At 65.5% G+C, this 12,960-nt stretch carries 13 protein-coding genes; 8 read left to right on the top strand and 5 right to left on the bottom strand.

Annotated features, from left to right (window positions below; genetic code table 11):
• Positions 1-67 precede the first annotated feature (67 nt).
• Complete coding sequence (locus NDI85_RS19100) at positions 68-637, top strand: hypothetical protein (RefSeq protein WP_188997029.1); 570 nt, start codon at positions 68-70, stop codon at positions 635-637.
• Positions 638-764: 127 nt separating this feature from the next.
• Here NDI85_RS19100 and NDI85_RS19095 read toward each other — a convergent pair whose 3' ends face one another.
• The 3 genes from NDI85_RS19095 to NDI85_RS19085 all read right to left on the bottom strand — a co-directional run bounded on the left by NDI85_RS19095 (position 765) and on the right by NDI85_RS19085 (position 4,404).
• Positions 765-1,079: a HalOD1 output domain-containing protein gene (locus NDI85_RS19095; protein ID WP_188997027.1), complete on the bottom strand. Its 315-nt coding sequence runs from the start codon at positions 1,077-1,079 to the stop codon at positions 765-767.
• An 87-nt stretch (positions 1,080-1,166) separates the two neighbouring features.
• The gene (locus NDI85_RS19090) at positions 1,167-3,293 is read right to left on the bottom strand and encodes a bacterio-opsin activator domain-containing protein (protein WP_310916662.1); all 2,127 of its coding nucleotides are present in this window, start codon (positions 3,291-3,293) and stop codon (positions 1,167-1,169) included.
• A gap of 121 nt (positions 3,294-3,414) precedes the next feature.
• On the bottom strand, positions 3,415-4,404 hold the full coding sequence (locus tag NDI85_RS19085) for a hypothetical protein (RefSeq protein ID WP_310916661.1): 990 nt from the start codon (positions 4,402-4,404) through the stop codon (positions 3,415-3,417).
• A gap of 228 nt (positions 4,405-4,632) precedes the next feature.
• Here NDI85_RS19085 and NDI85_RS19080 point away from each other — a divergent pair, with 228 nt between their 5' ends.
• The 4 genes from NDI85_RS19080 to NDI85_RS19065 are packed head-to-tail and all read left to right on the top strand — an operon-like array spanning position 4,633 to position 8,069.
• On the top strand, positions 4,633-5,478 hold the full coding sequence (locus tag NDI85_RS19080) for a DUF4129 domain-containing protein (RefSeq protein WP_310916660.1): 846 nt from the start codon (positions 4,633-4,635) through the stop codon (positions 5,476-5,478).
• Positions 5,471-6,109 (top strand): hypothetical protein, encoded by a 639-nt coding sequence (locus NDI85_RS19075; protein ID WP_310916659.1) that lies wholly within the window; start codon positions 5,471-5,473, stop codon positions 6,107-6,109. The genes NDI85_RS19080 and NDI85_RS19075 overlap by 8 nt, the downstream gene beginning before the upstream one ends.
• Positions 6,106-7,377, top strand: a complete 1,272-nt coding sequence (locus tag NDI85_RS19070; RefSeq protein ID WP_310916658.1) for a DUF58 domain-containing protein — start codon at positions 6,106-6,108, stop codon at positions 7,375-7,377. The genes NDI85_RS19075 and NDI85_RS19070 overlap by 4 nt, the downstream gene beginning before the upstream one ends.
• Complete coding sequence (locus NDI85_RS19065) at positions 7,374-8,069, top strand: hypothetical protein (protein ID WP_310916657.1); 696 nt, start codon at positions 7,374-7,376, stop codon at positions 8,067-8,069. The genes NDI85_RS19070 and NDI85_RS19065 overlap by 4 nt, the downstream gene beginning before the upstream one ends.
• Before the next feature lie 15 nt (positions 8,070-8,084).
• On the opposite strand, the gene NDI85_RS19060 is transcribed toward NDI85_RS19065, so the two are convergent.
• Positions 8,085-9,044, bottom strand: a complete 960-nt coding sequence (locus NDI85_RS19060; protein WP_188997013.1) for a MoxR family ATPase — start codon at positions 9,042-9,044, stop codon at positions 8,085-8,087.
• Between the two features lie 347 nt (positions 9,045-9,391).
• Here NDI85_RS19060 and NDI85_RS19055 point away from each other — a divergent pair, with 347 nt between their 5' ends.
• Both NDI85_RS19055 and NDI85_RS19050 read left to right on the top strand, forming a co-directional pair.
• Entirely contained in the window at positions 9,392-10,324 is a 933-nt protein-coding gene (locus NDI85_RS19055) for a hypothetical protein (RefSeq protein WP_188997011.1), read from the top strand.
• A 421-nt stretch (positions 10,325-10,745) separates the two neighbouring features.
• Complete coding sequence (locus tag NDI85_RS19050) at positions 10,746-10,883, top strand: hypothetical protein (protein WP_310916656.1); 138 nt, start codon at positions 10,746-10,748, stop codon at positions 10,881-10,883.
• 104 nt (positions 10,884-10,987) lie between these two features.
• Here NDI85_RS19050 and NDI85_RS19045 read toward each other — a convergent pair whose 3' ends face one another.
• The gene (locus NDI85_RS19045) at positions 10,988-11,626 is read right to left on the bottom strand and encodes a helix-turn-helix domain-containing protein (RefSeq protein ID WP_188997007.1); all 639 of its coding nucleotides are present in this window, start codon (positions 11,624-11,626) and stop codon (positions 10,988-10,990) included.
• An 84-nt stretch (positions 11,627-11,710) separates the two neighbouring features.
• Between NDI85_RS19045 and NDI85_RS19040 the strand changes: the two genes are divergently transcribed.
• Positions 11,711-12,601 (top strand): alpha/beta hydrolase, encoded by an 891-nt coding sequence (locus tag NDI85_RS19040; protein ID WP_310916655.1) that lies wholly within the window; start codon positions 11,711-11,713, stop codon positions 12,599-12,601.
• Positions 12,602-12,960 lie beyond the last annotated feature (359 nt).

Raw genomic sequence — 12,960 nt, 5'->3', positions numbered from 1 at the left:
TCGATGTTCCACCACTCGATGTCGATCACCACCCATATTTAACAGCACGACAGAGGTAAAATACACTATGATACTGTCAAAATCATCTACGCGCCCATCCTGGTTATCTTCGGACGAAGACGAGTCCGCTGACTCGGACCGACAGGATCCGGCGCTCGACGAGGATGCGGTGTACGACCTCCTCGGTAACGAGCGACGGCGCGTGTGCCTCAAACTGCTGTCTCAGTCTGACGAGGTGTGGGATGTTAGCGACTTGAGCGAACGGGTCGCGGAGATCGTCTCAGACCCGTCGACGTCACCGGACGACATTTACAACAGCGTGTACATCTCGCTGTGTCAGAACCATCTACCGAAACTCGACGAGGTCGACCTCGTTGAATATGACTCGGAGGCGAAGACGATACACATCGGGCCAGCCTTCGACGACATCGGCCGTCACTGGCTGGCCGATGACCAGCAACCCGACACCTCACCACCCGCGTTCCGCCTGACGCTCGCGGCCAGCGTCATCACCGTGGTCGCCGCCGGGACGACGTTACTGGTGGCCCCGGCGCTGACGTCGTTTACACTCCCTGCCCTCCTCGCGCTCCACCTTCTCGTTTTGGCTGTCGAAGCGGGTATTCGACAGTTCTCCTAAGTCTTTCCGTGCACGTGCCAGCTGTGGGAGCCGCCGTGGCGGGGTGTAGTGGGCGCGTGTCGGCGATAGACGTATCTAGCCTGTCACTTCTGGATCGCTCTCGTCGCCCCCGGTCGTTCTCGACTGCTTATTCCGGCGCGGAGACCACGATCGACCGACCCTGATTGACTGTCACCTCACAACCGGCGAACGGAAACGTCACACGACACGCTCTATCACGCCCGTTTTCACTGGCGTCCGGGTCGAAGAACATATCCAGAGCGTCCGAGTCTATCTGTTCTTCGAGCGGTTCGAGTTCCGTCGGTTCCCTGTCGACTGCTTCCGCGACTGCGGTGACGACCGCCGTACTCGTGTTCGTCTCACAGTGCTCGCCTCGCTGGAACCGGTACGTGTTACTCCGAGCGTCGTATTCGACGTCGGCTCCCAGGTCGCTGTGGATCATCGTCGATTCGGTATCGTATTTGGAGGTACGAACTTATCTTGTGGCTAAGGGGTGCTATATTGATCTGGTGTCCCGGGTTCGGGACCGTTACTGACCTTCAGCGTCGAACAGTAACTCCAGTAGCTTCTTCAGCGAGACTCGAAGGTGGCGGTTGAACGTGGGCTGGGAGATGTCCAGCAAGCTAGCCACCTCTTCGGCGGTATGCTCGCGGGGCCACTCGAAGTAGCCGCTCAAGAGCGCCGTCCGAAGTGCCTCTAGCTGTCGGTCAGTCACGCGCTGCTCGAACGCGACACGGAACGGCTGGTCTCGCCTCGAAGCGCGCGTTCGCTGTGTCCGCGAGTGTAAGCGAACGTCCGGTGCGACCCGTTCGAGGGACTCTACGAACCGCCTGACGTCGGTCTCGGCCGGCAGCGTCACCAGCAGCCGCGTGGTGTCGCCGTCGGCGGTGAGGTCCCGTAAGGTTCCGCCAGCACTGAGTATCTCGCTCACGAGCGAGACGGACTCCAGTTCTATCTCGTACAACTCGCCATCGCCGTGCGGGACGTGGTCGACGGTGTCGACCAACGGGGCCGATTCGAAGGACTGCTCGACCGTTTTCGAGGCCGCGTCGGTGACGACGAGGAACAGCACCGCGTTGCCGTCCCGGGCGAGGACGCCCTCGAAGGAGAGCGTCGCGCCGGTTTCACGGGCCACGCGGCTGAAGACGTCCGTGCCGTCCGTCAGCGTCAACTCGAGGTCGATCACCGAATCCGACAGCAGCGACCGCTTGCGTTCTATGACGCTGAGACCGTCCGTGACCACTCGGGCGACGTCGTCGAACGTGTCGGCGACCCTGCCGTCGAACGCGTCGGGGTCTGTCGCGTGGACAGTTAACGTTCCCCAGAGGCGGTCGCTCCGGTAGAGCGGCACGCTCAACACCGACTGGAACCCGCGTGTCAGTGCCTCCTCGCGCCACGTGTCCTCTCGAAGACCGGTGGTAATGTCGTCGACCACGACCATCGACTGGGTGCGGGCGGCCCGGACCGCGGGTTCGTCGACGCTCTCGTCCAACCGGAGGTCCACCGCGTCGAGATACCCCCGTTCTGTGCCCGCCCACGTCTGTGGTTCGAGACGGTCGCGCTGGCTTCCGACCGTCTCGATGCGGACGAACGCGAACCGGTCTGTCTCCGCCAGGCCAGTGACCACTCGCTGTTCGAGTTCCTCTCTGGACTCGGCGTGGACAGTCGCTCGCTGTACGGCCGACAGGACGTCGGCGAGGGCGCCACGCCGTTCGAGACGCGCAGCACGCTCGTCGAGCTCCGCCGCGTGGCTCTGCAGCGACTGCGAGCGATCTACCCGTTCGAGCGCCGCCGTCGCCGCCGTCGCGAGATCCGTCAGCCGTTCGGTGGTGCCGACGGGTCCCTGTTCGGGGGCCTCGACGGCGACGTGTAACACTCCGAACTCGCCGATAGGGAGCGACACCGTGGCTTTGCCGGCACCGCTATCCGTCTGTGACACCACGTCGCCGTCTCCGGTGACGAACGTCTCCCAGAGCCGGGTCCCGTGTCCCGCGCGCACCGGGCCTGTCGTGTCGCTGTCTGCCGGTGCCGACGCGACGCGTCGGAGGCGTTGGCCGTCGCTATCTAGAAGGTACATCGCCGCGTCGGTGTAGCCCAGTGTCGACGTCGCCGCTTCGACGACGGCATCGGCGACATCCTGTCGTGACGACGCGTCGAACAGTCGCCGAATCGTGTCGCCGGTACCGCCAAGCAGTCGGCCGGCGTCGGCCTCGCTCGTCACACTGGACCGTTCTCGTGATCTCGACTGTTCCAGTACTCGCTTGACGCGGGCCTGCAGAACGGCGTCACCGGACGACTCGTCCGGGTCGAGACGGACGACGTCCGTCGCACCCGCTTCGATTGCCTTCCGCTCGTCGGCCACGGTCACGTCCATGCCGGCCAGGACGAACGGGAGGTCGGGGGACGCGTCTCTGACGTGTCGGAGCAAGTCGACGCCGCTGCCCCCGTCGACGGTCTGGGTGCTTACGAAGACATCCGCATCGGTACCCGCTTCGAGGTACTGTAACGCTGCCTGCGCCGAGTCGAACGAGACGACTGACGCTCCGTCGTGGCCGTCGCTGAGTGCTGACAGTGCGTCTTCCAGTCGTTCGCTCTCGCCTCCGACGACGATCGTCGCCGGCCAATCGAGCGTCACGTGACTGAAGTCTGATGCCATTAGACTGTCGGGCGGGGCGTCGCCGTCTGGTGACCGATTACCGCGCCCACCGACTGACGACTCGGCACCGTTGGTGTCTGCCGGTCCGATCCGTCGTGCGTAGGCGGGCGAGCCGCCATCGTCAGTCCTCCGTTCGCTCGATGGTGATCTGGACGTCGTCGCCGTCTTTCAGGAAGTACTCGCTCGGCTGGACTCGCTCGTCGTCGACCTCGATGGCGATGGTCGTGTCAGACTCGCTGCTGTCGTAGGTCGTCCCGTTGAACGTAATCGAGTCTTCGGTGACGTTGACGCCGTTGAGCGAGTCGAGGGCGTAGTCGAGCGTGATGTTCGAGGAGTGAGCGTGCCAGTACTCGCCCTCACCGCCCTCGAAGTGGAAGTGCCGGTCGTTCGACTGGTACTTCGACCGGCTGAAGTCGACTTCCTCGCCATCGACGGTGACGGTCATGCCGCCGTGGACGTGCTGTTGTTCGTTGTCGATGTAGTTCCCCGGAACGGCGGCGTTCATGTCGGCCGTCTCCACGGTGACCCACACCTGATCGCCGTCTTCGAGCGTGACGGTCGTCGGGTCGACTTCCTCGCCGTTGACGCGGTAGTAGATATCCGTTCCGTTCGTCGACTCATCGTACGTCTCTCCGTCGATCGTGAGCGAGTTCGCCTGTGCGTCGACGCCGACCCGCGACAGCGACTCGGCCAGCGTCACGTTCGACTCGGCGACCCACGTGTGGGGGTCGTTTGCCATATCGAAGCCATCGCCCGACTCGTCACGGGACGGCAAGTCGAGTTCGTCCGCGGCGACGACGACGGTCATCTTCCCCGTGGCCGTCGCGTCGGTTCCGTCGGCGTCTGCGGCCGACGTCGGTGTCGACGTCGAGGTCTCCTCGGCGTCGTGACTGTGATCGTGACCGTCGTCGTGACTACCACTCTCTGCCGACTGTTCCGTGGACGACGCGTGTTCCGTCGTCGCCGCTTCGGTCGCCGCCGCAGTCGTTTCGTCGGTCGCCGTCGCGTTGGACCCACCTTCGCTCGCACCGAGGCCGGCACACCCGGCCCCGAGTACGAACAGTCCTGCGACGAGTAGTGCGAGTAACCGCCGTTTCGATATCCCAAACATCAGTATCGAGTATTGGCAGGACTGGAGAACGGTTTATTACCGGCCTGATAGAACCACTTATCTGGTGTATAATAACGCCGTTTAGAGCAGTTACGAATCACAGACAATGCGTTCTACGTCACCCATATTCGGGAATCGACTTAATTCCACCGACGTATTATCACTATCAAAACTCTATCCGACGAACGACCGACTGGGCCTGAACGGCGACTGGCTCATCGAGGAGCAATGAACTCCCAGAACGTAATCACCCTCCTGTTCGCTGGCTGTTGTCTGTTCGCGATGGTGAGTATGGCGGCGTCTCTCGACACCGCGGTGCCGGGGAACCCCGACGACGTCGTCGACGTCGACACCGAATCGCTCCCGCTTCCGTCGGAGCAGGCCGACCAGGTCAAAAACGCACTCCAGTCCGGGGGACAGAGCGACACGCAAGGTGACTCGGGTACGACGAGCAACCCCTCGGCGGACGGCAACCAACGAGGTCGGGACGCACGTCCTACCGACGACCGGTCTGGTCAGTCTACGTCGGATTCGGGTGACGGCGCGGGCGAGAGTTCCGGACAGTCCGCCGATTCGGATGGCTCTCAGAGCGGGCTGACGAGACAGGCCGGCCTCGGGCCGGGCGGCCCGGTCGACAGTCTGCTCGACTTGCTCCGACGACTGTTCGAACGACTGCTCGCTGTGGTGGCCCTGTTGGCGGTATTGGGCGCTATCGCACTCGGCGTTTACAAGCGTCAGTTGCTTCTCGACCAACTCCGTGCGTATCTCGGCCGCGAGGGCACAGACACCGACGCTCGGGCGGCCACGACGACGGTGCCCGCGCGCTCTCCGGAGAACGAGATAGAGCGCACGTGGCTGGAGATGGTCTCCCGTGCAGGGGTCGCCGACGACCCGTCGCTCACGCCCCGCGAACGCGCGGAGGCAGTCGCACAGGCCGGGTTGCACAGCGAACCGGTCCGGAAACTCACCGACCTGTTCGAGGACGTCCGATACGGCGAGCGGGCCGTCACGACCAGCGACGTTCGCGAGGCGTCGACGTACCTCCGCCGCTCGACGGGGCAGTACGATGACTGAGCCGACGGACCTCGGTCTCGACGGCCTCGAGGACTTCCCGTGGGCGCGCATCGTCCTCGGTGGCGTCGGGTTCCTCGTCATGGTCGGCGCGTTCGTCACGGCGGGGGACCTCGCCGGCGGCGTCGTCTCTTCGCTTCGCGACGGCGTCGACAACGACTACCTCCTCGTGATGGCCTTCGGCGGTGTGGCCGTCGCGCTGGGGGCGTTGGTGTTCCTCACGAGTACTGACAGCGTCCGCGTGCGGCAGATGCCGGCGGTCGAACAGCCGACGCCGGCGCCGGAACCGGGTGAGCGCTTCGACGAGCAACTCGACGGGTGGCGACCCCTCCTCCCTGTCGTCGGTCGGCAGTCCCGTGACGCGGTGAGAGAGCGCCTCCGACAGGCGGCCGTCCGGACGGTCGCCGCCGAACGCGGGTGGCCCGAAGCGAAGGCCGCGACGGCCGTCGCCGAGGGGTCGTGGACCGAGGACCCGGTCGCGGCCCGGTTTCTGGCTCACGACGAGGGTAGCGACGTCGTCGGGACCGCCCTGACGGCGCTCGCCCGCGGCGAGACGCCGATGCGCTATCGCGCCCGGCGGACGATGGCCGCCATCGTCGAGCGCCACGACGGAACACGGGGGCGCCCCAGATGAGCGACGCCCGCCGAACCCACCGCTGGCGCGGCATCCTCGTCCTCACGCTTGGGGCCGCCGGCGTCGGGTTGCTCGCGAAGCGCCCGCTGTTGCTCTTGCTGTCGACGCTCGGGGTCGTCTACGCGGTGTACCCGCGCCTCTCGTCGGTGTCGGAGCCGCGCCTCGACGTCGAGCGTCGCGTGAGCGAGGAGAACCCGCAGGCCGGGACGGCCGTCGACGTGACGACGACCGTCCGGAACGTCGGCGACCGTCCGATATTCGACCTGCGTGTGGTCGACGGTGTGCCGCCCGCGCTGGCCGTGACTGAGGGGACGCCCCGCTTTGGCACAGCGCTTCGACCGGGCGAGCGCGCTTCGTTCTCCTACACGATGGAGGCAAAGCGAGGTCGACACCGGTTCGAGGCGGCGACGGCCATCGCCCGCGACCCGAGCGGCGGCCACGAAGTCGAGGTCGAGGTAGAGACGGAGACCGAAGTCGACTGTACGACTGACGTGGGTGAAGCCCCCTTGCGGTCACAGACCCTCGACGTGACCGGGCAGAACCCCGCCGACTCCGGCGGGAGCGGCACCGAGTTTCACCAGACCCGGTCGTACCGACGGGGCGACCCGATCGGCCGCGTCGACTGGAACCGCTACGCCCGGACCGGCGAACTGACGACGATAGAGTTCCGTGAGGAACAGACCGCGAGCGTCGTCGTCGTCGTCGACGCGACGCCGGGGGCGTACCGGGGCCGCGAGGGCGAACCACACGCCGTCGTCGCGGCCGTCGGCGCGGCACAGCAACTCGCCGAGACGGTTCTCGACGGGCAGAACCACCTCGGCCTGTCGGTGTTCGGGCGTGACGACCTCTGGCTCCCGCCCAGCAGCGGCCGCCGCCACCGGCTTCGGGTACAGGAACTGCTGGCGACGCACTCGGCGTTCGAGGCACGACCGCCCGCGTCGGAGACGACGGTCGACGTCGAGGCGCAGGTGGAGACGCTGCTGGCGCGTCTCTCCGATAACACCCAACTGCTCGTCGTCTCGCCGTTGCTCGGCGACGACGTCGTCGAGGCGGTCCAGCGGTTGGAGGCCGAACGACATCGCGTGACGGTGATTTCGCCGGACGTGACGGTCAGCGACACCGACGCCGGCGGCCGCGCGTTGGCGACCATCGAGCGAGACAGCCGACTACGACGCCTCCGTCAGTCCGACGTCACCGCGGTCGACTGGGAGACGAGCGAGCCACTCTCTGCGACGCTCCGCCGCCGAACGGGGGTCGTGCACGGATGAACGCGACGCACTCGAACCCGCGACCCGCGCCCGTCAGTAGCGTCCTCGCTGTGACCGCCGCCGTCGCCGTCCTCCTCGCACTGGCCGGTGAGGGGACGGGTGTCGGCACGTGGCTGGCGGTCGAACTGGCCGGCTTGGGCGCCGTCACCCTCGGCGCCGTCGCCTACCGCACGGGCTATCGCATCGTCGGTCTCCCCGTCGCGCTCGTCGGTGGCGTCGTCTGTGCCGTCGCTATCGGTGGCTTCGGCAGTCAGAGCGGTCCGTTGAGCGAGTTACTCCGCTTGCTCCCCGGGTTTCTCGGTCTGGCCGTCCTCGCCGCCGCACTCGTCCCAGTCCGTGGCGATGGGTCCCGCTCCCTCGTCAAACTGGGGACCGGCGGCCTCTTTGCCTGTGTCGTCCTCGCGGGGTTGTTCCGGACGGCGGACGTGACGCTGTTGCTCGGTACTGCCGTCGGGACCATCGTTGCGTGGGACGTCGGGGAACACGCCATCGGCGTCGGCGAACAGCTGGGCCGGCGGGCCACGACGTGGCGTCTCGAAGCGACCCACGCCGTCGGAACCGCGCTCGTCGGCGTCGCCAGCGTCGCCGTCGTCCACTTCGCCCGCGGGTTCGCGAACGACGGACTGTCGCTTGCCTCCTTCGCGATGGTGTTCGTCGCCGTGGTGTTGCTGACCGTCGCGCTCCGCTGGTAACCCGGCGTTCCGTCGCTACTCGTAACCGACGCTCGGGACGGGTACCTCGTCGAGGACGTCGTCGACCACGTCGCTACTGGTCGTCTGGTCGATGGTGGCGTCGGGGGTCAGCACGATGCGGTGTGCCAGTACCGGGTCGGCGACGGCTTTGACGTCGTCCGGCGTGACGTACGTCCGACCTTGCAGGGAGGCGTACCCCCGAGCGACTTCGAACAACCGCTGACAGCCCCGGGGAGAGATGCCGACCTCCACGCGAGGGTCCATCCGCGTCTCGCGCACCACTTCGACGATGTAGTCTTTCAGGTCGTCGTGGACGGTGATTCGCTCGGGGACCTGTTGCCACTCTCTGACGGCAGCCGTCGTCAGCACTCGTTCGGCGCTCGGCGTCTGGTCGTCACGGGCATCACGCCGGTCTAGTAGCTCCCGCTCGCCGGGTTTCGGCGGGTAGCCCAGACTCGTCTTCACGAGGAAGCGGTCCTTCTGTGCCTCCGGCAAGGGGAAAGTCCCCTCGCCGCTCTCGACCGGGTTCTGGGTGGCGATGACGAAGAATGGTTCGGGCAGGTCGTGGGTTTCGCCCTCCATGGTGACCTGTCCCTCCTCCATCGCCTCCAGCAGGGCGGCCTGTGTCTTCGGTGAGGCGCGGTTGATCTCGTCGGCGAGGATGACGTTCGCGAAGATCGGGCCGCTGCTGAACTCGAACTCCCGGGTCTTCTCGTTGAACACGTACGTCCCGGTGATGTCCGTCGGGAGCAGGTCGGGGGTGAACTGGATGCGGTTGAAACTGAGTCCCAGCGTCGTCGCGAAACTCCGTGCGGTCAGCGTCTTGCCGGTCCCCGGAACGTCCTCCAACAGGACGTGGCCCCGCGAGACGACGCCGGTCAGAATCATTCGCAGCACTTCCTCGTCGACGACGACGGCGCTCGATACCTCGCTCAATACGGCCGTTGCTCGGTCTCCGGCCTCGGTGACGTCCATACACGCCGGTTGGCCACACGGACAATTACTAACTGAGTGCTAATGCTTAGCGCCGACTGACACGACAGCGCTGCGTGTCCGCTCGCTTCCTCTACGCCCCACAGACGGCCTCGCTGGCGTGGTCTCACCGTGTGACCTGCCCTCCGTGTCACCGCGGGCTATCGCCGTCGGTAAGGCTCTATTACTCGCCCCGGCACGTCGTTTTCGGGTGATGTCACCCCGAGGACGCGCGGTTACCGGAGTCGGTGGCTCTCGATGTTACCGTACTGCTACAGTATTCTCATTGACGTTTATGTGGGATTTACCGCCCGAGTAATAAGGGCGTCGACGGACCGAACTGGGGTCGCATGACGCTCAAACTTTCGCGTTCACAGATTACGGCGGTGCTCGCCGCGCTGCTGGTGCTGCTGGCCGGGTGTTCCGCACTCGGTGGCTCCGACGGTGAGGCGCCGACGGAGACGGATGCAACGACCGAAGAAGCGACGGCGAGCGAAGCGACGACCGAAGCGCAGACGGAGACGAACACGACGAGCGAGGACGCCGCGTCCGAACTCTCGGGACGGATGCTCGTCGTCGTCGAAGGACAGGAAAAGCACCTCGACACCGAACCGGGTGCGAAGTTCTCGTTCAACGAGACCGACGAACACACCTGGGAAGCCGAGGAACCGCTGACGCTCGCCGAAGCGCTCGAAGCGGCAAACGTCACGGCCGAGCCGGACTCGCTGACGATCGACGGCGAGACGTACAACGAGAGCGATACGAACACGACCATCACGTATCAGGTCGCCGGCACGGAGATCGAGGACCCCAGCGAGTACGAACTTGAGGACATGAACCCCGCTCACGAAATCGTCGTCCGCGTCGACGACCACGACCAGGAGGTCCCCGGACGACTCGTCGAACAGTCGCACCCGCACCCGCACGGCCGACTGAACATGACGGTCGACGGCGAACCGGTCGACTTCACGCAGGAGCGGTACGTCATGTCGTCCGAGGCCTTCCACTTCCACGGCGACGAGGACGCCGCCCGCTGGCACGGTCACTCGCTGAACCTCACGGCCGCCTACGCCATCTCGACGTTCCCCGGCATGGAGGTCTCCGGTGACTCGATGACCTACAACGGGACGGTCTATCAGCGGAACGGGAGCGAGACGTCCTTTACCGTCACTGTCGACGGCGAGGAGGTCGACCCGAACACGTACGTCCTGAAAGACGGTGACTCCGTTCAGGTCACGCTGAACGAAACGGACGCATCGCCGGTCAACCAGGCAGCGAGCTAACGCCGGGACTCCCGATTCGGACGCTGGGCTGTCACCCACTCGACGTACTGTCACGGCTCGTTCTCGCCCGTCGTCTACGAGCGCCCGTACGAGCGCCGCTACTATAGTAACAATTGAAACGATTCACACACCGACCGCACCGCCGTCATGCGGTCGGGTGTGCATTGATTTTCAATGGCTACTATACGCACCCGACTCTGCTCGTCGGCACCGCCCTGCGACCTCCCGGACGTCAGTTCGCAGTGCTCCGAGTCCGAAACACCACGGATTCGACGGCTGTTCTCCGCTACCTCGTCGACTCGCGCTGGTCGTCTCCGCCGCGTTTCGTCGGTCTAGTTTACATCTCGTTAATCCGGTCTGGGGCGGTACCCCCGCGGTTAACTACTGCATAGTGAGGTGCCTCCCTGTCGGTACGTACGGTATGGTCGATTACTTCGCCATGCAGCGAGCGATCCGTGCGACGAAAGACGAGGGCGACCTGTCTCTCGACCAGTTCGAGCGACAGTCAGACTTCGACGCGTGGCACGAGTCGTCCCATCGCGTCGACGACGCCCGCTGACGCCTCACTCCCCGGTTCCGCTCGGCTCGCCCGTCGTACGACCCGGTCGTTCGTAGCGCCTCGACGTGGCTCTGCCCCTGCGTACGGCGATATACCGTGGACCCTCACCGTCGTGCGTACGGCGCCACGACGGCCGCCTCCGCTCTCCGGAGGAGTTCACCGGCGGTGCTGTGTGCACAGCCGAGTTCCTCCGCGACGTCCTGAACGGTCCCCGTCCGCGGGACCTCGTAGTAGCCGACGCTGAGAGCGGTCTCCAGTGCCGTTCGCTGCCGCGTCGTGAGTCGCGCGTTCGAGCGCATCCGGTGGAACTCACGCACCCGCTCTATCGTCACGTCTCCCAGCGCACGGAGGTCATCGTAGAAGGCACTCAACGCACCCGGATCTCCGACGGCCTCGAACTCGACGGCACCGGACGCTTCGAACACGACAGGCGGCAAAAAGACGACGCCGGCGTCGGCGACGACGGTCATCACCGGGTCGGGGAACTCGAACTCTCGCTGCTCGACGAACGCGTAGGTCCCGTCTCCGTCGCCGACGAGCGTCGTCGTGACAGCGTCGATGGCGTCTAACACCGTTTGTACTTCCGCTTCGGTCCCGTCGTACCAGCAAAGCGTCGTGACTTCCGCCGTCGGACCCCACATCAACAGCTCCGCGCGAGAGATGTCGGTGTCAGTCATCAGTCGGTCGTGCATCGGGTGTGTCAGGTCCGGGGGGTAGCGAACTCTGAACCTCGTCCGCTTCATACGACCCGACTCGCACGGCATCATAAATAAAACCGGACTGATCCGGCAATGAATACTCACTGTCCGAACCCGTATCGGGCGACGATGACAGAGCGCGCTTTGGCACCGGTTCGGCGTCCGGACACGGACGACACACGCACGCGGACTACGACTATCACCGGCGACCGAACGCTCGCGTACGCGGAGTACGGGGCGAGCGACGGGGTCCCAGTCGTCTTCTTGCACGGTACGCCGGGGTCCCGACTCCTCGGCTCGCTCTTTCACGACGAGGCACAGCGGGCGGGGGTACGGCTTCTCGCTCCCGACCGGCCCGGGTTCGGCCGGTCCTCGACGTGGCCGACGCGTACGCTGTCCGACACTGGGTCGTTCGTGGGCGCAGTCCTCGACGACGCCGGCGTCTCTGCGGCGGGCGTCGTCGGCTTCTCCGGCGGCGGTCCACACGCGCTCGCCGCAGCGTCGACGCTCGAAGACCGGATTCTCGAAACAGACGTCATCGCTGGTCCGGCACCGCCGGCGCTCCGGACGGAGGCGCCTTTGGTCCAGCGTACCCTGTCCGCACTCGCAGCCCATTTCCCGACTGCGCTCTCGATGCTTTTCGGGGTACAGGCCGGTCTGGCAGCGCGGCTCGACCCGTCGTTCGTGGTCGACCAGTACACGGCCGAGGATGCCACCGACGCCGTCCCCGACGACGTCGCAGCGGTCGTCCAACGCGACTTCGTCGAAGCGTTCAGCGAGCATCGACGCGGGGCCGCCCACGAGTTTCACCTCGTCGATCGACCGTGGGTCGAGTTGGTCGAGACACTCGACGGCCCCGTCAGATTCTGGCACGGTGTACGGGATACGAACGTCCCAGTAGCGGGCACTCGTCGACTCTGTGACCGACTGCCGGACGCACGGCTGACGACCTTCGAGGAGGCCGACCACCTCCAGACCCTGCTCCGAAGTCGTTTCCCGGTGCTGGACCACTACAGCTGACCATCGAAGACGGCCGCTGGGCGCACCTTCTGCCCGTGTCGAACTGTCTAAACTGACCAAAACAATCGAAACTATCGACCGCTGACGCTCTCTGCACGGTATAGAGCGTGTACGGTCGTGTATCGCCCCGGCGGTAGGAACGCTGTCGGTTCCCGGGAGCGACGTTTCGGAGATGCTTAGTCGGTGCGTATGTCTGCCGATTCCACATCGGAGGGACGTGATACGAGTCCGTTCGTCCCCACGACTGGTTCGGGACCGCCGAATTCACGACGGGCCTGCCTCCTTGTGGCAGCCCCGACGGCAGTCGTCTCGGCGACGATGGGCCTTCGAACGCTGGCGCTCGACACGTCGGCAAGCGA

It is taken from the genome of Haloarcula sp. S1AR25-4, from assembly GCF_031624555.1.
Lineage (GTDB): Archaea > Halobacteriota > Halobacteria > Halobacteriales > Haloarculaceae > Haloarcula > Haloarcula pellucida.
Note: the sequence above shows the minus strand (reverse complement) of the source record. Positions and strands in the feature narration are given on the sequence as shown.